This is a genomic window from Enterococcus sp. DIV0546, from assembly GCF_051712785.1.
Lineage (GTDB): Bacteria > Bacillota > Bacilli > Lactobacillales > Enterococcaceae > Enterococcus > Enterococcus faecalis.
In genome coordinates this window covers 1,568,553-1,589,164 of record NZ_JBIOPO010000001.1, presented here as the reverse complement: position 1 = coordinate 1,589,164, position 20,612 = coordinate 1,568,553, and the positions used below count along the sequence as shown (strand labels likewise).

Here is a 20,612-nt window from a genome sequence, read left to right as displayed (position 1 = left end):
ACTAACAGACAATCAATTTTTTATCTCTTTTATTGTTGCATAAATTGATTGAACATTATAATCATTTGTCTTTTGTTGTGTAATTTTATATCTTCTTGAGAAAGGGATGAGTGAACAAATGGCTATTTATATATTAGAAGACCAAATTATTCAAGCAAAAGCGTTAGAAGCATTGGTAACAAATATCCTACATTCAAGAAATATTTATAATGAAACAATCCATTTATTTTCACGTTCAGATGAATTATTACAAGTGGCACACCAGGACGCCCAACTAAATATCTTTTTCCTAGATATTCAAATGAACAATCATATCCAGGCAGGATTTGAGGTTGCTAAAGAAATTAGAAAAACAGACAGTGAAAGTCTGATTGTATTTATTTCTACTCACACAGAATTAGTTTTAACTTCCTACAAATATATGGTTTCAGCTCTTCAATTTATTCAAAAGAACGTGGATTTTCTAGATTTCCAAAAAGAGGTCGAAACATGTGTCGATGCATATATTCAACAAAAAGAAAATATAAAGACAAAAAGTGAATATATTATCATTAACTTAAAAGCGTCTTCTATAAAAATGGATATTAATGATATTTATTTCTTTCAAACGGAATACGATCATCGTGTGTCAATGGTTGGAAAAAATTTTAAAAGAGAATTTTATGGAACGTTATCAAAAATTGAACAACTGCATCCAGATTTGATTAGAGTCCATCAATCAATCATCATCAATAAAAAATATGCGTCAAAATTAAATTATAAAACGCATCTTTTAACTATGAGAGACGGAACGGAAGTACCAGTCTCAAGAAGATATTATACTCAGGTCAAGGCGCTATTTCTTACTTAGGGAGGGATAATGACTAATTAAGGAATTATCTATCTATTAGTCGCTATATTCGTTATAATTTAGTGCAATACTTGAAGAGGAGGGCGATATGCTAATCGATTGGATTCTAAAAAATATTATGGATATGGATCAGGAAGATCAATCAGGAAAAACACAATGGACAAAGTATTATCTAACCGTTTATTTTTCTGGCTTATTTAATTTTCTGATGATTCTGATTTTATCAGTTTTATTTGGGACGTTAAGCGAAACCTTTATTGTATACGTCGTACTGATTTTTTTACGGCCTGTCGCAGGTGGCTGGCATGCAAAAACTAAATGGCTCTGTCGTCTAGAAAGCATTGTTATCTATGTCGCCATACCATTTGTATTGAAAAATTCTTCTGTGAGCTTACCGTTTATTTATAAAATTCTATTGATGTGCCTCTTAGTCGTATTATTTTATTGGTATGCGCCACAAGGAACAGCGATTGAACCTGTTCAGCCATCTGATTTAAACGTGCTCAAAAAGCAAAGCCTTATAAGGGTGTGTTTACTTATTTTATGTAGTCTGTTTGTCAAAGAAAAGATTGCTTCAGTAATACTCTACGGTCTCGTCATCCAAGGTCTGATGATACTCCCTGTAACAAAAAATTTAATTGAAGGAAGTGTTTTTATGAAATTTGGTAAAAAAATAATTAAAAATGTTATTGAAAAAAGAGTTGCAAAAGTCAGTGATGGTGTGGGAACTAAGCCTAGATTAAATCAAAATTCGCCCAATATATTTGGACAATGGATGGGACAAACTGAAAAACCTAAAAAGAATATTGAAAAATGATTTTGTCGTTATTAGCTACTAACGTTTTGCTGGCATCTAGCTTTATCGTTTTTGTCTTTTTACGAGTAACATTGATCAAGATTGAATGTAAAATACCGTTACTTTCATTGCTTATTGTCATTAATCTTTGTTCGTTTGCGGCATTAATGTTGGGCTACTCTTGGTTGATTTATGCGCTGACAGTCGTTATTTTTACAGGATTTTTACTCATTCACAAAAAGAGGTTCTCAATTTTTAAAGCGATATTTTTATCCGTTTTTACATTGCTTATGGTTTCGTTTATCAATTACACGGAGCAAACGATTTTAAGTGTTTTTTTTCAACAGATTTATCAAAATAAATTATTATGGATTGCCTCAAATGTTATTCTGTTGCTTATAAATATCTGGATTGCTTTAAAAATTCCCAATAGTGTTTTTTTAAGGTTAAATCGTGTGTTAGAAAATAGCCGAATTTTTTTTGGTTGTTTACTTTTATTGTTGATTCTGTTGTTACTTTTTGTGTTTTTGATTTCGCCAGAGATTTCACCTGACTTTATGCGAGGATTTGTCACGGTAAATAGTTCTAAATTGGAGTTATTAATAAGTGTAGGTTTATTTTTAATTCTGATTGGCTTAGTCATTGAAGCTTATTTGGAAGAACAACGTATCAACATTCAATTATTGAATAATTTAACGATTTATACTGAAAAAATAGAATCCATTAACGAAGAGCTAGCGATGTTTCGTCATGACTATAAAAATTTATTGTATAGTTTACAAATTGCTATTTCATACGAAGATATTCTGGAAATCAAAAGAATTTATGAAGAAACGATTGCACCAACCAAAAAAATTATTGATAATGAAGAATTTGAACTTATGAAGTTAAATCGTTTGAAAAATATGGAACTTAAGGCACTCATAAGTATGAAAATTAATACCGCAAAGCAAGCAAAACTAAAAGTGATTGTTGATGTGCCAGAAGTATTTATTCTTGATACATCAATCGACTTAGTGGTTGTGATTCGTTTGTTGGCTATTCTATTAGATAACGCGATTGAAAACAGTGCAAAATCAGAATTGAAAATGTTCGCTATCTCAATTTTCAATAAAAATGAAACACAAGAGTTTGTGATAACAAATAGTGTCCAAGCCGAATTTGATTTTAAGGTTATGAAGAAAACCAAATTTAGTTCTAAAAGTAACCCAGAAGAGCACGGTTGGGGATTGTTATATGTAAAAGAAATTGTTGATTTTTCAGATCAATTTGATTTGCAAACATCCTTCAATGAAGGATCGGTTACTCAACATTTAATTATTGAAAAAAATCATAATAGTAAAAAAGTTGTTAACGAATGAATTTGTTAACAACTTTTTTGCTATGGTATTGAGTTATGAGGGGCAATACAGGGAAAAATGTCGGCTGATTAAGGAATTTAGATAGTGCCGGTTAGGTAGTTGTCTATAATGAAAATAGCAACAAATATTTACGCAGGGAAAGGGGCGGTCGTTTAACGGGAAAGATTAGGGAGGATAAAGCAATACTTTTGTTGGGAAAAGAAATAAAAGGAAACTGGGGAAGGAGTTAATCGTTTGATGAAGGGAAATAAAATTTTATACATTTTAGGTACAGGCATCTTTGTTGGAAGTTCATGTCTATTTTCTTCACTTTTTGTAGCAGCAGAAGAACAAGTTTATTCAGAAAGTGAAGTTTCAACAGTTTTATCGAAGTTGGAAAAGGAGGCAATTTCTGAGGCAGCTGCTGAACAATATACGGTTGTAGATCGAAAAGAAGATGCGTGGGGGATGAAGCATCTTAAGTTAGAAAAGCAAACGGAAGGCGTTACTGTTGATTCAGATAATGTGATTATTCATTTAGATAAAAACGGTGCAGTAACAAGTGTTACAGGAAATCCAGTTGATCAAGTTGTGAAAATTCAATCGGTTGATGCAATCGGTGAAGAAGGAGTTAAAAAAATTATTGCTTCTGATAATCCGGAAAATAAAGATCTTGTCTTTTTAGCTATTGACAAACGTGTAAATAATGAGGGGCAATTATTTTATAAAGTCAGAGTAACTTCTTCACCAACTGGTGACCCCGTATCATTGGTTTATAAAGTGAACGCTACAGATGGAACAATTATGGAAAAACAAGATTTAACGGAACATGTCGGTAGTGAAGTAACGTTAAAAAACTCTTTTCAAGTAACGTTTAATGTACCAGTTGAAAAAAGCAATACGGGAATTGCTTTACACGGAACGGATAACACAGGGGTTTACCATGCAGTAGTTGATGGCAAAAATAATTATTCTATTATTCAAGCACCATCACTAACAGCATTAAATCAGAATGCTGTTGACGCCTATACGCATGGAAAATTTGTAAAAACATATTATGAAGATCATTTCCAACGACACAGTATTGATGATCGAGGGATGCCCATCTTGTCAGTTGTTGATGAACAACATCCAGATGCTTATGACAATGCTTTTTGGGATGGAAAAGCAATGCGTTATGGTGAAACAAGTACACCAACAGGAAAAACGTATGCTTCCTCTTTAGATGTAGTTGGTCATGAAATGACACATGGTGTGACGGAACATACTGCCGGTTTAGAATATTTAGGACAATCAGGTGCCTTGAATGAATCTTATTCTGATTTGATGGGTTATATTATTTCGGGTGCATCTAATCCAGAAATTGGTGCGGATACTCAGAGTGTTGACCGAAAAACAGGTATTCGAAATTTACAAACGCCAAGTAAACACGGACAACCAGAAACCATGGCTCAATACGACGATCGAGCACGGTATAAAGGAACGCCTTATTATGATCAAGGCGGTGTTCATTATAATAGTGGAATTATTAATCGGATTGGTTACACCATTATCCAGAACTTAGGCATTGAAAAAGCACAGACTATTTTCTACAGCTCGTTAGTAAATTACTTAACACCTAAAGCACAATTCAGTGATGCTCGTGATGCGATGCTTGCTGCTGCAAAAGTTCAATATGGCGATGAAGCAGCTTCAGTGGTGTCAGCAGCCTTTAACTCTGCTGGAATCGGAGCTAAAGAAGACATTCAGGTAAACCAACCAAGTGAATCTGTTCTAGTCAATGAATAAAAAAAATTCCCCAATTAAATAAAAATGGATAAGGAGTGGCATAATCTTATGAAAAAGTTCTCCATACGAAAAATTAGTGCTGGTTTTTTGTTTCTGATTTTAGTAACTTTGATCGCCGGTTTTAGCTTGTCTGCAAATGCAGAAGAGTATATCGTTCCTGCCGAAAGTCATTCACGACAAAAAAGATCGTTACTGGACCCTGAAGACAGAAGACAAGAAGTGGCAGATACAACCGAAGCGCCTTTTGCGTCAATCGGAAGAATCATTTCCCCTGCCAGTAAACCAGGCTATATTTCTTTAGGAACAGGCTTTGTTGTTGGAACTAATACAATTGTCACCAATAATCATGTGGCTGAAAGTTTTAAGAATGCCAAAGTATTAAATCCGAATGCCAAAGATGATGCTTGGTTTTATCCAGGTCGAGATGGCAGTGCGACACCATTTGGCAAATTCAAAGTGATTGATGTAGCTTTTTCCCCGAATGCGGATATTGCGGTAGTGACTGTCGGCAAACAAAACGATCGTCCAGATGGCCCAGAGTTGGGAGAAATTTTAACGCCATTTGTTTTGAAAAAGTTTGAATCTTCAGATACCCATGTCACAATATCAGGCTATCCAGGTGAGAAAAACCACACGCAATGGTCGCATGAAAATGATTTGTTTACATCTAACTTTACAGACTTAGAAAATCCATTACTATTTTATGATATCGATACAACAGGTGGTCAATCTGGTTCCCCAATCTATAATGCTCAGTTTGAAGTAGTTGGTGTTCATTCCAATGGCGGCATTAAGCAAACAGGAAACCATGGTCAAAGACTAAATGAAGTGAATTATAACTTTATTGTCAATCGAGTGAATGAAGAAGAAAATAAACGTTTATCCGCTGTGCCAGCAGCGTAAAGAACCATAAAAATACTCGAAATTTCCAGGATCACGGGAAATTTCGAGTATTTTTGTTTTTTAAGATAGTGTAAGTTACGATATAAGTACCTTGTAATTATCGGTTAAAAGCATATAATAGTGCTGAAAAGAAGGCAAATAATCCGATTAAGTTAGTATTTCTAAACCATCATAACTCGTAATGATTTCATGCTTTTGAGATAAAGCCGCCATCTCCGCATAAGACAAGCCGCCATTGTGAGAAAAATGGTTGGCAACGTAAATCGTTTTATCTGTGACGAGTTTTCTTTCTTTTAATTCTGCAATTAATTTTAAATTTTCTTCCCAATTCATATGACTATTGCCAGTTTCGTTTGTTTGACTAGTACAATCTAAAGAAACAATACTAAGAAGTAAATGGCTCTTTTCAAGATATTCAAACATTTCTGACGTAAAGTAACCTGTATCATGGGTGGATAAAAAAGCATCTTTACCATCGTCTATAACGAAAATAAAACAATCTTCGCTGAAATTTCCATGTTGTGCAGGAAGGGGATAAATCGTATAGTTCGCAATAGTAAAACATTTGTAGGGCTGAATAACCTGATAATGTAATCGGGTATCGTCTTGACGACCTTCTAAATCAAAGGCGCGCTGATAAAACGTCTTAACTGCTTCATTTCCGTAAACAGTTAAACGATTTGGAATATCTAATGCATAACCAGACATTCGATAAGCCAAATCCTCGCCGTAAAAATGATCGGAATGCCAATGAGAGATTAGTAAAGAGTCAAAGTCTGCAAAACACAAGTCGTACTGCAACAGGTGTAAATAAGAATCCCCTGGAAAATCAATCAGTAGGACATCATCAATAATTAATTGAGTTTGTGTACGAATTTCTCGTCCTTTTTTCTCTCGAGCGTACTTACATAATTTACAATTACAAAAAATTCCTGGAATCCGTTCTGCTGCACCCGTACCTAAATAGTTGATTTTCATTGGGAGTACCTAACCTTTCTTTGACATTCTTCATACTTAGTAGATAACGCTGAACCTTAAAGTAAATGGGCATGGAAACTGAAACATTTGTTGTGTCCATCTTACCTTTTTTAGAGAAGAATTGAAATGGAATTTCTTAAGTAAATTTGCGTAAAATAGAAAAAGCTAGACGCCTTTTTTAATAAGCTGAATTTGTTGCGAATGTTCATGCTATTTCCGAGAAAAAGTTTTACCAAAGGCACTTTCATATCCATCTGCTATTAGTTATAGAAAAATAACAAGATGGACATAGCTTATTAGAGCAAAAATAACTACGCTATTGATAAAGAGTGAGGCGTGTTTTGAACAGGTTACGTGGGCAAATGAATTTGAATAAAAGGGATGACAAAAGATGACTATTGAAAAATTAGAATATTTTTATACCATTGCAAAATATAATAGTATTTCCAAAGCAGCCTCTGAACTCCATGTTAGTAAATCAACCTTAAGTGCGTCATTAAAAGATTTGGAAAGTGAATTGGGCCATTTACTTTTTGACCGTAACGGGAATTCTTTGACGTTAAATTCCTATGGTGATAAAATCGTCCAATCTGTATATATCATTTTAAACGAGGCTAAGAAAATGAAACTTAATTTGCATGAAATGATTGAGAATCCAGTGATGCGTTTAGGTTTTGGAAATACGTCCTTGATGTATAAAGTGACAGAAAATGAGGATCAACTGAATCGTTTTTGGGAATGTTACCATGGTTCATCGTTTGAGTTATTGAATAAATTGGAGAATCATGAGTTGGATTTTGTGATTACTTCTGCAGATGTGAATAGTCCAGTTTTAAAGAAAGAACAATTAATTGAACTAAAAATGTATCTTTGTGTTTCAAGAGAAATTAAACAAGAAATTGAGGAAGAAGGCTTCAGCTGTTTGACCAACTATCCATTTCTATTTTTGCCGCATCACTTAGATCATTTAGAAGCTACCAAGAGTGTGCTAGAAATGTTGCAATTAACAAGTCCGCTTGTTTGTTGCTACGATACGTTGATGCTTACTCGTCTCATTGAAAAAAGTAAAGGAGTTTATGCGGTAATCTCTCTTCGGAAAGAACAACTGCAGGAAATTGATTCTAAACTCTTCTTTTTACCGATTGAACGAAAACAAAAATTTTATTTATACCGAAATGTTTCCAGTTCGGTTTTTGTCCAACCTGGTCAAATCAAGGCAACTTTACAAAAGTTGCTAGAGACTTAGCCATTAAAATTACTTTGGAATAGTTACCAAAAATAGCTTTATTCGCTTAGATTTACTTTTGCTGCGGATAAGGCTATTTTTGTTGTTCATTGTTTAAAAGAGATGCTCAATTATGGGGCTGTTCGATATTTCTGAACAGAATGTTCAATTATTTAATAACTTAAGAATCGATAAATCGTATCTATTACGGTTCAATTTAAAGGGGTTCTGGTGTATAGTTTGGCTATCTAAAGATTTACTTTTTTAAATATAAAATAACTAAATGGCAAGGAATATAAAGAACTGTTGATACGTGAGTACTTGCGATAACTGTGTCGTTAGAAGTTTAAGTGTCATTGTTGCTTTTCCTGTTTTATGTAGTTGCTAGAAAGGACTGTTTTTATGATCGATAGAAAAAAAGTTATTTTGTATACTTGTTGCATGAGTTTGTTTGTAGTGACCATGGATGTTACGGTTGTCAATGTGGCGTTACCATCCATTCAAAGTGATTTTCACACGAATCTGTCTACATTACAGTGGGTAACAGATGGCTACACTTTAATGGTAGCATCCTTATTATTGTTGTCTGGGTCTACAGCAGATCGAATTGGCCGTAAACGAGTCCTTCAATTGGGCTTAGCCTGTTTTGGTTTAGCGTCTTTCCTATGTGGGATTTCGCAAACCCCAGGGCAATTGATCGCGTTTCGCATGTTGCAAGGGATTGGCGGTTCTATGTTAAATCCGGTAGCAATGTCTATTATTACACAGGTATTTACCGAAAAGTTAGAAAGAGCGAAAGCAATTGGCTTGTGGGGCTCTGTTACAGGGATTTCCTTAGGCATGGGCCCGATTATTGGCGGACTAATTGTTTCTTATTTTAGCTGGCGGTATGTCTTTTTTGTAAATGTACCGATCATTGCTGCGGCAATTATCCTTACACAAAAGTTTGTACCTGAGTCAAAAGTAGAGAAAACGGCGAAAAATGATTTTGTTGGTCAAGCATTGATGATTCTTTTTCTATTTAGTTCTATCTATTCCATTATCGGACTACCTAGAAAAGGGCTTTTCGCGCCAGATATTTTAAGTACTGGGATAATCGGCTGTTTAGCCATTGTCATTTTCTTTATTTATGAATATAACATTGACAATCCGTTAATCAACCCGCGTTTCTTTTTATCTATTCCATTTACATCGGCTTCTTTTTTAGCTATTTTTGGCTTCATCATATATAACGGCTATTTATTTTTAAACACGCTATATTTGCAAGAAATGAGAGGCTTCAGCCCGTTGGAAGCTGGCTTATCAACCATTCCTTTGGCTTTTGTTAGTTTTCTTGTTGCACCGAGAGCCGGCGAAATGGTAGGGAGAATAGGGACGAAACGTCCTATTATGCTTTGTGGTATTTCAATGTTGGCTGTTAGCTTTTTACAATTATTTGTAACTAAAACAACGCCTATGATTATTTTATTTATTATTTATATCTTTTTAGGCATTGGGTTTGGGATGTTAAATTCACCGATTACCATTACAGCGATTGAAGGAATGCCACTTTCTCAGTCAGGAACGGCAGCAGCCATTGCGGTGACATGTAAGCAAATTGGCAATTCTTTAGGGGTTGCGCTACCAAGTCTTTTAATTACAAAGCCTATTACTAGTTCGCTTACTCGAACACCTTTTACAAACGTATGGCTTTTATTTGGATGTTGCGCCATTGCGATTATCTTTTTAAGTTATTTATCCAATTCTCCGCTAGCGAAAAAGTCATTGCGCAGAGTTAGGTTTTATTTTTAACAAATCAAGATTTTTTTGAAGGGAAAGGAAGACAAACTTAGATGAAAAAAATAAATAACCGATTAGGACTCTTTTTATTTTTTGTTTTACTCTTTTGGGCAAAAACGATTCTGGCGTATTACCTAGATTTCTCATTGGGCGTTAAGGGCAGTCTCCAGCGAGAAATTTTATGGTTCAATCCAGTTGCTACTACGCTGTTATTATTTGGTTTTAGTTTGTATTTTAAAAAGCATAAAACATTTATGCTTAGCTTAACTCTTTTAAATGTTTTAAATACATTAATTTTATATTTGAATATTATTTTTTATCGTGAATTCACTGACTTTATTACCATCCAATCTGTTTTTGGCTTTTCAAAAGTTTCAGAAGGGATTTCTGGTGATTTACTTGCTTTAATGAGAGTCCACGATGTCTTTTATTGGCTAGATACTTTAGTGCTGCTCGTTTTGGTATTTTACTCTTTTAAACAGCGACGGAATCATCAAGTCTTTGTGACCAAACCTATCAACAGAAGATTGGCGATCTCAATTAGTTGTTTAAGTGTCTTGCTCTTTTCGGTTAACTTATTTTTAAGCGAAACCGATCGTCCTCAATTGCTTCAAAGAATTTTTGATCGTAATTATATTGTAAAATATCTTGGCTTGGATGCATTCACAGCCATCGATGGTGTCAAAACAGCCATGTCAAATGAGGTAAGAGCAGAAGCTAGTTCAAACGAATTACCTGAAATCATGAAATTTACCAAGCAAAACAATTTACCGCTTAATCCGCAGTATGCCGGGATTGCCAAAGGAAAAAATGTATTTGTGATTCATTTAGAAAGTTTTCAACAATTTTTGATTAATATGAAAGTCCAAGGCCAAGAGGTTACACCGTTTTTAAATCAGCTCTATCAAAACAAAGCGACAATCAGTTTTGATAATTTCTTTCATGAAGTAGGGCAAGGAAAAACGAGTGATGCGGAGAACATGTTAGAAACAGGAACATTCGGGCTCCCGCAAGGCTCTCTTTTTACACAATTAGGATCAGACAATACTTTCGAAGCGGCTCCCGCTGTTTTAGGACAAAAAGGCTATACAACCGCTGTTTTCCATGGAAATGTGGGGAGTTTTTGGAATCGAGACCATGTGTATAAAAACTTAGGTTATCAATACTTTTTTGATCGGTCATATTTTTCAAAAGATGACAAAATGCTAGGTTACGGTATTTTAGATAAACAATTGTTGCGTGAATCAGCTAGTGAGCTTGAACATTTACAGCAGCCATTCTATGCGAAGTTTTTAACTGTGACCAATCATACCCCTTATTATACGGATGACCAAAACTTCCCGTTTCCTAAATTGAACACAGGCAATTCGATTGTGGATGATTATGTTCGAACAGCGCACTATTTGGATCAATCGCTAGAACAATTTTTCCATTACTTGCAAACAACAAGTTTATACAATCATTCTATTTTTGTTATTTATGGTGACCACTTCGGTATTTCAGATGCAAACAACAAGGACTTATGTAAAGCCTTCAACCGCGATCCAAAAACGTGGACAAACTATGACAATGCGCAATTGCAAAGAGTACCTTTGATGTTTTACATGCCAGGCTATACGCAAGGGAAAATCATGCACGAATATGGTGGGGAAATTGACGTTTTACCGACACTGTACCATCTTTTAGGTGTCGATGATAAAAATTATATCCATTTTGGCACGGACCTTTTATCTCCTCAATATAAACAAGTGGTTCCTTTTAGAAATGGCGATTTTGTAACGCCTCAATTTTCTTATCTAGGTGGGGAAATCTACAATAATCAAGGAAAAAAATTAGACCAAGTTCCAGCAGATTTAAAAGCAGAAGTCACGAAAGATAACGATTGGGTGAAAAAATCGTTAAGTTTATCTGACAAATTAAATCAGGAAAACCTTTTACGTTTTTATAAACCACAAGGATTCCAAGAAGTGCAACCAAAGGACTACAACTATGATGTGGCTTTTGAAAAAAACAAAGTCTTAGAAGTAGAAAAACAAAAAAATGCACAATCAACTAGCTTGTTTAGTCAAAATGGCAATCAAACGACAGTCCAAAATTATCCGACTACGCCATAGATCATTTAAGAAGGATAACTTTTGGAAGGGAAAGAGAATCATATATGAAGTGAAGGAGGTCAGGACAGAACCGTTTATTTTCGAAGGAATTGGTTCTGTTCTCGCCATTTATCAGGTTTTGAGCCTGGAACAAAAATCCAAAGTGATTTTTGTCCCAGGCTTTTTCGCTCTTTTATTGAGTAAGAAGTCAGTTTAGAATTTATATTAAGTTTCGCTGTACATTTTAAAATTATCATCAACAGAAAATACAACAGGCGAATTTTTAGATAAAAAAATTAGTAAAACAAGTATTAAATAAATAGTATTTTTGAGGATAAAGTAAGAGAAATGTTGTTTTTTTAATAGTTGTTAACGGAAAACAAAATTATTTTATAGCCATAAAATATATTTTTATTATAATTATATTATAAAATAATGAGCATATGATTTGCAGATAAGTTTTTCAGGGCCTATTCTGAATAGGAACTTAGCTATAAAAATAAAAGAGGAGAGTGGTTTTGATGAGAAAAACTCAGAAGATTGTGCCAATTGTGACAGCTTCAGACGAAAATTATGCTCCTTATTTGAATGTAATGATGACAACTGTTTTAGAAAATTGTCATGCGGAGAGACCTGTTCATTTTTATGTGATTGATGATGGGCTGTCGCTATCTAGCAAAAAAGCACTCCGAGAAACGGTTAGTAGTAACTCACAAAGTGCGACTGTTGAATTTCTAACAGCAGACAAAGAAGTTTATCAAAATTTTTTAGTGAGTGATCATATTACAACGACCGCATACTTACGCATTTCTTTACCGTCACTTTTACAAAAATATAGCTATAAAAAGGTTCTTTATTTAGATGCAGATACGCTGGTTTTAGATGACATTGTCCAGTTGTATGATACGCCATTAGTGAACCAAACGATTGGTGCGGTTATTGATCCTGGTCAAGCATATGCCTTGAAACGTTTGGGCATCCATTCCTCCGATTATTATTTTAATTCAGGAGTCATGATGATTGATATTGACCGATGGAACGAGAAAGCAATCACTCAAAAAACAATTCAGTATCTAGAAGAAAATGGGGACCGCATAGTTTATCATGATCAAGATGCTTTAAACGCTGTTCTTTATGAAGATTGGCTAGCTCTAGAACCAAGATGGAATATGCAGACGTCTTTAGTTTTTAATCGTCATGAAGCGCCTAATGAAGCCTATCAAAAATTATATACAGCGGGAAATCAAGAGCCAGCGATTATTCATTTTACTGGTCACGATAAACCCTGGAATACGTTAGAAAATCATCCTTATACAGCTCTTTATCTAAACAAGTTAAAGAAAGTAGGTGCAAGAAATGGAAAATAGAAAAGAATTAGCGATTGTCTCCTGTTGCAATACCAACTTTGTGCCGCATCTTGCTGCTATGTTTGTTTCAATTTTAGAAAATAGTCCTTCAGCGGCAGCTGTTCATTTTTATGTGATTGATGACAATATTAATTTTGAAAGCAAGCAACTACTGTATTTTACGATTAAACATACCCAAATCAATGCAGAGTTAACATTTTTAAAAATCAACCCCCATTTTTTCAAAAATGTTGTAACCAGTGAACGAATTCCCAAAACAGCTTACTACAGGATTGCTATTCCAGAGCTGTTTAGAGGAAGCCAGATCGAACGGCTGTTGTATATGGATTGTGACATGATTGCCTTAGACGATGTCGCAAAATTATGGACAGTTGATTTAGGTGAAAATATCATCGCTGCTGTTGAAGATGCAGGGTTCCATCAACGTTTGGAAAAAATGGCGATTCCTGCAGAATCTATGTGTTATTTTAACTCAGGCTTGTTGCTAATCGATGTTAAAAAATGGTTGAATTTAGATGTAACCACTAAAGTCTTAAGATTTATTGAAGAAAATCCAGATAAATTACGTTTCCATGATCAAGATGCATTGAATGCGGTTTTACACGACCGTTGGACCCAGTTACATCCTAAGTGGAATGCCCAAGGTTATATTCTGTCAAAAGCGAAAAAACATCCGACTATTTATGGAGAAAGACAATATGAAGAAACGAGAAGAGCACCATCCATTATTCACTTTACTGGCCATGTCAAACCTTGGACGAAAGAATTTCAGTGGTATACCAAGCGTTATTATGATCAATATGCGAATAGGACGGCCTTTCGTTGTGTCAACACATTCAATCAATATTTATCTTATACGAAAATTAGCAGAACGATTGAATATGCTCAATAATGAATATTGTCATGGATTTCGTAAAATCAGTTACTTGTTAGTTGTTGCCAGAACCAAACAATAGAAATGAAGAAGTCGGTATAGAACTGTTTTTCAGATTTTGAGTATGAGACAAAAATCTAAAGTGATTTTTGTCTCATACTCTTTTTTGTCTATTTAAAATAAAGCCAGCAACTGGTATCATATTTAAGGATGGTTTTTTATAAAAAAATGATTTCTTGAGGAAAAAAATATTACAATAAAGAAAAATAAAAAAATGTAAACGTTATCATTTCAAGGTTATAGCGGTATGAAGATATTTATTAATACTTTTTATTGACAAAATAAAAAAAACCACCGTACTATTGGTTTGTGGTTATAACCAGTTAGGGTAAAGGAGAAAGTTATGGAAAATGCCTTTAAAAACAAAGCTTTGTATCATCAACTTGTCGATTTACTGCAGGAACGAATCGAAACATGCATGATTCCTCATGACAAGTTGCCCTCTGAACGTGAATTGACTGCACAATATGGAGTGAGTCGGACGACGGTCCGGTTAGCGCTACAAGAACTAGAAAATAGAGGTTCCATCTATCGTCGTCATGGCAAAGGAACATTTGTTTCAGATATAAAAAAAGAGGCCGCTGATTTAGCTGGCGCATATAGTTTTACAGAACAAATGAAAGGGCTGGGCCGAAAACCACATACCCGTATATTATCTTTCGAAAAATTGGAAGCGGATAAATTTATTTGTCAGCATTTGAATCTGTCGTTAGGAGAGGCAGTTTTTAAATTAAGTCGGTTGCGGATTGCTGATAACGAGCCATTAATGGTTGAAGACACATACTTGCCTGTGAAATTTTTCTTATCACTCACGGATCAATTACTACGTAGCAAACCATTATATGATTTGTTTTCGGAAGATTTTAAGCAAACCGTTCGTTTAGCTGATGAAGAATTATACGCTAGCATTGCGTCAAAAGAAGATGCCAAATTATTGATGATTCCAGAAGGAGCGCCAGTCCTTCATTTAGCACGCCAGACATATAACATGAAAAATGAAATTATTGAATTTACGTTGAGTGTGGCACGAGCAGACCAATTTCATTATCAGATACGCCATATTCGGAATAGTTAGGAGAGTTAAGTATGTTTACAGCAGAAAAAGAAGAACTAGAACAACTAGGAGCGGAAATCACGACACGTGAAATTCGTCAGCAACCTGAGCTTTGGCAAGAAACTGTGACACTTTATCATGAAAATCAAACAGCTTTGGAAAACTTTTTAAAAGAAGTCCAAGCCAAAGCGCAAGGAAAACGCACAAGAGTAATTTTTACAGGAGCAGGGACTTCGCAATATGTCGGTGATACGGTTGTACCTTATCTCCGAGCACACGGCGACACACAAGCCTTTTCATTCGAAAGTATTGGGACAACGGATATTGTGGCCAAACCAGAAGATTATCTGATTAAAGACGAACCAACATTGTTAGTTTCGTTTGCAAGAAGTGGAAATAGTCCTGAAAGTTTAGCGGCAGTTGAAGTAGCTAATCAAGTGGTTGAAACAATTCATCATTTAGCGATCACTTGTGCCGAAGAAGGACAACTGGCACAAATAAGCCAAAAAGAAGAAAACAGCTTTTTATTCTTAATGCCAACACGTTCCAATGATGGTGGTTTTGCGATGACTGGTAGCTTTTCTTGCATGACCTTGGGTACATTACTACTCTTTGATCAAACAGCCTTTGAGCAAAAACAAGATTATGTAACCGCTCTAATTAAATTAGGTGAAGAAGTGCTATCCCGTGAAGAAGAATTAAATGAAATTGTTAACCTTGATTTTGAACGAATTGTTTATGTTGGTTCTGGAAGTTTAGCTGGTTTGACAAGAGAAGCGCAATTAAAAATCTTAGAACTAACAGCCGGCAAAGTTGCCACAATTTTTGACTCTTCTATGGGCTTCCGTCATGGACCAAAATCATTTATTAATGAAAAAACAATAATGTTTGGTTTTGTTAATAATACACCATACACAAGAGATTATGACTTGGATATCTTAGAAGAAGTTCACGGTGACGAAATTGCGGCGGGTGTTTTTGCGATTGCTCAACCTGGCAAACGTAATTTCTCAGGTTCAACTATTGAATATTCCGCAGAAACTGCTCTATTACCTGATGGCTATTTAGCATTAGCAGATATCATGGTAGCCCAAACAGTCGCACTTTTAACATCTATTAAAGTTGGAAATAAACCGGATACCCCTTCACCGACAGGTACAGTGAATCGTGTGGTTAAAGGCGTAACGATTTATGACTATAAATAATACAACATTTGGAGGAGGAACTATGCTTACGTTAACAGCTGGAAAAAAAGCGGCAATGGATCGTTTGTCAACCCAAGAAGGAATCATTAGCGCATTAGCCATTGATCAACGAGGTGCCTTGAAAAAAATGATCAAAGCACTAGATGTAGAGCCAACCGATGAACAAATTGAAACGTTTAAAGAATTAGTCTCGAAAGAATTGACACCTTATGCGTCTGCCATTTTATTGGATCCAGAATATGGATTGCCTGCTGCAAAAGCACGCGATACCGAAGCTGGATTGTTACTCGCTTATGAAAAAACGGGCTATGATGCAACAACTCCGGGACGATTGCCTGATTTACTAGCAGATTGGTCTGTTTTACGCTTGAAAGAAGAAGGCGCAGACGCGATTAAATTTTTACTCTACTATGATGTGGATGAGGATCCAGAAATCAATCATCAAAAACATGTATTCATTGAACGCTTAGGAAGTGAATGTGCAGAAGAAGACCTACCATTTTACTTAGAATTAGTTTCTTACGATGCACAAATAGCAGATGCGACTTCTTTAGAATATGCAAAAGTTAAACCGCATAAAGTGAATGAAATGATGAAAGAATTTTCTAAACCCCAATATAAAGTAGATGTATTGAAAGTGGAAGTTCCAGTTAATATGAATTTTGTAGAAGGTTTTGCGCCGGCTGAAACAGCGTATACAAAAGATGAAGCGGCGAATTATTTCTTAGAACAAAGTCAAGCCACTGATTTACCATTTATCTTTTTAAGTGCCGGTGTCTCAACAGAGCTATTCCAAGAAACACTACGTTTCGCTAAAGAAGCTGGTTCAACATTTAATGGTGTTTTATGTGGCCGTGCTACGTGGAAAAATGGCGTGAAACCTTTCGTTGAAGCAGGAGAAACTGCGGCTTGTGATTGGTTAAAAACAGAAGGCCGAGAAAACATTGAAAGTTTAAATGAAGTCATCGCGGCAACCGCCAGCTCTTGGCATGCAAAAGTTCAAGTAAACGAAGGATAATTGGGAGGCATAGCTGTGATAGTAACAGTAACAATGAATCCGTCAATTGATATCTCCTACCTATTAGATCATCTAAAGCTTGATACCGTTAATCGGACCAGTCAGGTGACTAAAACCCCTGGTGGCAAAGGACTAAATGTCACTCGCGTTATTCATGATTTAGGTGGAGATGTTATAGCTACCGGCGTTCTTGGTGGTTTTCATGGGGCGTTTATTGCAAACGAGTTAAAGAAAGCAAACATCCCCCAAGCATTTACGTCAATCAAAGAAGAAACACGTGATTCGATTGCGATTTTGCACGAAGGGAATCAAACTGAAATTTTAGAAGCTGGACCAACTGTTTCCCCAGAAGAAATCAGCGACTTCCTTGAAAATTTCGATCAATTAATTAAGCAAGCAGAAATTGTCACAATTTCTGGCAGTTTAGCGAAAGGATTACCATCAAATTTTTATCAAGAATTAGTTCAAAAAGCTCAAGCACAAGAGGTTAAAGTACTACTAGATACTTCTGGTGATAGTTTAAGGCAAGTTCTTCAAGGACCATGGAAACCGTATTTAATTAAACCTAACTTAGAGGAACTAGAAGGATTACTAGAGCAAGATTTTTCAGAAAATCCATTAGCAGCTGTGCAAACAGCTTTAACAAAACCAATGTTTGCTGGAATTGAATGGATTGTCGTATCTTTAGGAAAAGATGGTGCAATTGCCAAACATCACGATCAATTCTATCGTGTAAAAATTCCAACGATTCACGCTAAAAATCCTGTTGGTTCAGGAGATGCAACCATTGCTGGTCTTGCATATGGACTAGCCAAGGATGCCCCAGCTGCCGAACTGCTAAAATGGGGCATGGCGGCTGGAATGGCTAATGCCCAAGAAAGAATGACTGGGCATGTAGACGTAGAGAACGTGAAGAAACATCTTATGAACATCCAAGTAGTTGAAATTGCTAAATAAAGAGGTTTCTTTATTTAGCAATTATCCAGCAATTGAAAGCGTTTACTAGAAAGGGTGACAATGTGGACAGATTTGAAATTAAAGAGGAGTTTCTTTTAAATGGTCAACCATTTAAAATTTTATCAGGCGCCATTCATTATTTTCGTGTAGATCCCTCAGATTGGTATCATTCACTTTATAACTTGAAAGCTTTAGGCTTCAATACAGTTGAGACATATGTACCATGGAATTTACATGAACCGCAAAAAGGAACATTTCATTTTGAGGGAATATTAGATTTGGAGCGCTTTTTAAAATTAGCACAAGAACTTGGACTATATGCGATTGTGCGGCCGTCTCCTTATATTTGTGCAGAATGGGAGTTTGGCGGTTTTCCAGCATGGCTATTAAATGAACCAGGACGAATGCGTTCGAATAATCCAACCTATCTGAAGCATGTCGCGGAATATTATGATGTTTTAATGGAAAAAATTGTTCCGCATCAACTTGCTAACGGTGGCAATATTTTAATGATTCAAATCGAAAACGAATATGGTTCATTTGGCGAAGAAAAAGCGTATTTACGGGCGATTCGCGATTTGATGATTGCACGTGGCGTGACAGCACCATTTTTTACTTCTGACGGGCCATGGCGCGCAACATTGCGGGCAGGCAGCATGATTGAAGATGATATTTTAGTAACTGGGAATTTTGGCTCAAAAGCCAAAGAAAATTTCGGTATGATGCAAGCCTTTTTTGAAGAACATGGTAAAAAATGGCCGCTAATGTGTATGGAATTTTGGGATGGCTGGTTTAATCGTTGGAAAGAGCCAATTATTAAACGAGATCCGCAAGAATTGGCTGAATCAGTTAGAGAAGCATTAGCATTAGGCAGTATCAACTTATATATGTTTCATGGCGGCACCAATTTTGGGTTTATGAATGGCTGCTCCGCACGAGGAACCATTGATTTACCACAAATCACTTCCTATGATTATGATGCGCCACTGGATGAACAAGGGAACCCAACCGAAAAGTATTTCGCCTTACAAAAAATGCTTCACGAAGAGTACCCTGCGTTACCACAAGCTGAACCATTAGTAAAAGATTCTTTTGCGCAAACAGCAATTCCTTTAACCAACAAAGTGAGTTTGTTTGCGACTTTAGAAACGATTAGTCAGCCAGTGGTCAGCGTTTATCCGCAAACCATGGAACAATTAGGACAAAATACCGGCTATCTTCTTTACCGAACAAGCATTGAAAAAGATGCTGCAGAAGAGAAGCTAAGAGTGATTGACGGTCGTGATCGTCTGCAATTATTTGTCAATCAGATACATCAAGCAACGCAATATCAAACGGAAATCGGCGAAGATATTTACGTTACACTGCCGCAAGAGAATAATCAAATCGATGTTTTAATGGAAAATATGGGTCGTGTCAATTACGGGCATAAACTATTCGCAGATACTCAGAAAAAAGGGATTCGAACGGGTGTCATGGCAGATTTACATTTTATGACGCAATGGCAACAATATTGTTTACCTATGACAAGCTGTGAACAGGTAGACTATTCAAGAGAATGGCAACCTGATCAACCAAGCTTTTACCAGTATCATATGGAGTTAGCAGAAGTGAAAGATACATTTATTGATGTTTCTAAATTCGGCAAAGGAATTGTTTTTGTTAACCAAACCAATCTTGGTCGTTTCTGGAATGTTGGTCCGACGCTTTCCTTATATATTCCCAAAGGATTATTAAAAGAAGGGCAAAATGAGATCGTCATTTTTGAAACGGAAGGAACGTACCAACCAGAAATTCAGTTAGTAAAAGAACCACTATATAAAGAAATGAAAGAGGGATTACAATGAGTATTATTGGCGTAAGAATTGATGGACGTTTGATTCATGGACAAGTGGCAAATTTATGGGCGACAAAATTGAATATTTCCAGAATTATGGTCGTTGATGATGAGGTTGCAGGGAATGCCATTGAAAAAAGCGGCTTGAAATTAGCAACACCAGCTGGCGTGAAACTAAGCGTGTTACCAGTTGAAAAAGCTGCTCAAAATATTTTAGCAGGAAAATACGACTCACAACGTTTACTTATTGTGGTACGGAAACCAGATCGTTTATTAAAACTAGTAGAACTTGGGGTGCCGATTAAAGAAATCAATGTTGGGAACATGTCACAAACAAACGAAACACGGTCGATTACTAAGTCAATCAATGTGGTCGATCAAGATATTGAGGTTTTTAAAGAGTTAAATGCTAAAGGTGTCCATCTGATTGCTCAAATGGTGCCAAGTGACAAAGCGGAAGACTTTATGAGTTTGATAACAAAATAGGA

At 35.8% G+C, this 20,612-nt stretch carries 17 protein-coding genes; 16 read left to right on the top strand and 1 reads right to left on the bottom strand.

Annotated features, from left to right (window positions below; translation table 11 throughout):
* The first annotated feature begins 118 nt into the window (after positions 1–118).
* From fsrA to sprE, 5 genes are all read left to right on the top strand, one after another.
* A complete protein-coding gene (gene fsrA / locus IGJ24_RS07780; RefSeq protein WP_073340375.1) occupies positions 119–850 on the top strand; it encodes a response regulator transcription factor FsrA in 732 nt (243 codons plus the stop codon).
* 88 nt (positions 851–938) lie between these two features.
* Positions 939–1,667, top strand: a complete 729-nt coding sequence (gene fsrB, locus IGJ24_RS07775) for a quorum-sensing system protein FsrB (protein ID WP_016626960.1) — start codon at positions 939–941, stop codon at positions 1,665–1,667.
* Positions 1,664–3,007, top strand: a complete 1,344-nt coding sequence (gene fsrC, locus IGJ24_RS07770) for a sensor histidine kinase FsrC (protein ID WP_085443827.1) — start codon at positions 1,664–1,666, stop codon at positions 3,005–3,007. Before fsrB ends, fsrC begins: the two co-directional genes overlap by 4 nt.
* Positions 3,008–3,241: 234 nt before the next feature.
* Positions 3,242–4,774 carry a gelatinase GelE gene (gelE, locus tag IGJ24_RS07765; RefSeq protein WP_075578545.1) on the top strand — a complete coding sequence of 511 codons (1,533 nt, stop codon included), beginning with the start codon at positions 3,242–3,244 and terminating at the stop codon, positions 4,772–4,774.
* 48 nt (positions 4,775–4,822) lie between these two features.
* On the top strand, positions 4,823–5,677 hold the full coding sequence (gene sprE, locus IGJ24_RS07760; RefSeq protein ID WP_002364098.1) for a serine proteinase SprE: 855 nt from the start codon (positions 4,823–4,825) through the stop codon (positions 5,675–5,677).
* Between the two features lie 147 nt (positions 5,678–5,824).
* Here sprE and IGJ24_RS07755 read toward each other — a convergent pair whose 3' ends face one another.
* Complete coding sequence (locus IGJ24_RS07755; RefSeq protein ID WP_002369253.1) at positions 5,825–6,655, bottom strand: MBL fold metallo-hydrolase; 831 nt, start codon at positions 6,653–6,655, stop codon at positions 5,825–5,827.
* A gap of 391 nt (positions 6,656–7,046) precedes the next feature.
* Between IGJ24_RS07755 and IGJ24_RS07750 the strand changes: the two genes are divergently transcribed.
* From IGJ24_RS07750 to IGJ24_RS07700, 11 genes are all read left to right on the top strand, one after another.
* A complete protein-coding gene (locus tag IGJ24_RS07750) occupies positions 7,047–7,901 on the top strand; it encodes a LysR family transcriptional regulator (protein WP_002361978.1) in 855 nt (284 codons plus the stop codon).
* Positions 7,902–8,282: 381 nt separating this feature from the next.
* A complete protein-coding gene (locus IGJ24_RS07745; RefSeq protein WP_002391405.1) occupies positions 8,283–9,671 on the top strand; it encodes an MFS transporter in 1,389 nt (462 codons plus the stop codon).
* 41 nt (positions 9,672–9,712) lie between these two features.
* Complete coding sequence (locus IGJ24_RS07740) at positions 9,713–11,773, top strand: LTA synthase family protein (protein ID WP_002361977.1); 2,061 nt, start codon at positions 9,713–9,715, stop codon at positions 11,771–11,773.
* A gap of 500 nt (positions 11,774–12,273) precedes the next feature.
* The gene (locus tag IGJ24_RS07735) at positions 12,274–13,119 is read left to right on the top strand and encodes a glycosyltransferase family 8 protein (RefSeq protein WP_289865415.1); all 846 of its coding nucleotides are present in this window, start codon (positions 12,274–12,276) and stop codon (positions 13,117–13,119) included.
* Entirely contained in the window at positions 13,109–14,011 is a 903-nt protein-coding gene (locus tag IGJ24_RS07730) for a glycosyltransferase family 8 protein (protein ID WP_289865416.1), read from the top strand. Before IGJ24_RS07735 ends, IGJ24_RS07730 begins: the two co-directional genes overlap by 11 nt.
* A 385-nt stretch (positions 14,012–14,396) precedes the next feature.
* Positions 14,397–15,128 carry a GntR family transcriptional regulator gene (locus tag IGJ24_RS07725; RefSeq protein WP_002360115.1) on the top strand — a complete coding sequence of 244 codons (732 nt, stop codon included), beginning with the start codon at positions 14,397–14,399 and terminating at the stop codon, positions 15,126–15,128.
* 11 nt (positions 15,129–15,139) lie between these two features.
* Positions 15,140–16,312: an SIS domain-containing protein gene (gene agaS, locus IGJ24_RS07720; protein WP_002357242.1), complete on the top strand. Its 1,173-nt coding sequence runs from the start codon at positions 15,140–15,142 to the stop codon at positions 16,310–16,312.
* 22 nt (positions 16,313–16,334) lie between these two features.
* The gene (lacD, locus tag IGJ24_RS07715; RefSeq protein ID WP_289865417.1) at positions 16,335–17,330 is read left to right on the top strand and encodes a tagatose-bisphosphate aldolase; all 996 of its coding nucleotides are present in this window, start codon (positions 16,335–16,337) and stop codon (positions 17,328–17,330) included.
* Positions 17,331–17,345: 15 nt separating this feature from the next.
* Positions 17,346–18,287 carry a hexose kinase gene (locus IGJ24_RS07710; RefSeq protein ID WP_289865418.1) on the top strand — a complete coding sequence of 314 codons (942 nt, stop codon included), beginning with the start codon at positions 17,346–17,348 and terminating at the stop codon, positions 18,285–18,287.
* Positions 18,288–18,319: 32 nt separating this feature from the next.
* Positions 18,320–20,134, top strand: coding sequence for a glycoside hydrolase family 35 protein (locus IGJ24_RS07705; RefSeq protein WP_289865419.1), 1,815 nt, complete (start codon positions 18,320–18,322; stop codon positions 20,132–20,134).
* Positions 20,131–20,610, top strand: a complete 480-nt coding sequence (locus IGJ24_RS07700; protein WP_002361968.1) for a PTS system mannose/fructose/N-acetylgalactosamine-transporter subunit IIB — start codon at positions 20,131–20,133, stop codon at positions 20,608–20,610. The genes IGJ24_RS07705 and IGJ24_RS07700 overlap by 4 nt, the downstream gene beginning before the upstream one ends.
* The last annotated feature ends 2 nt before the right edge of the window (positions 20,611–20,612 follow it).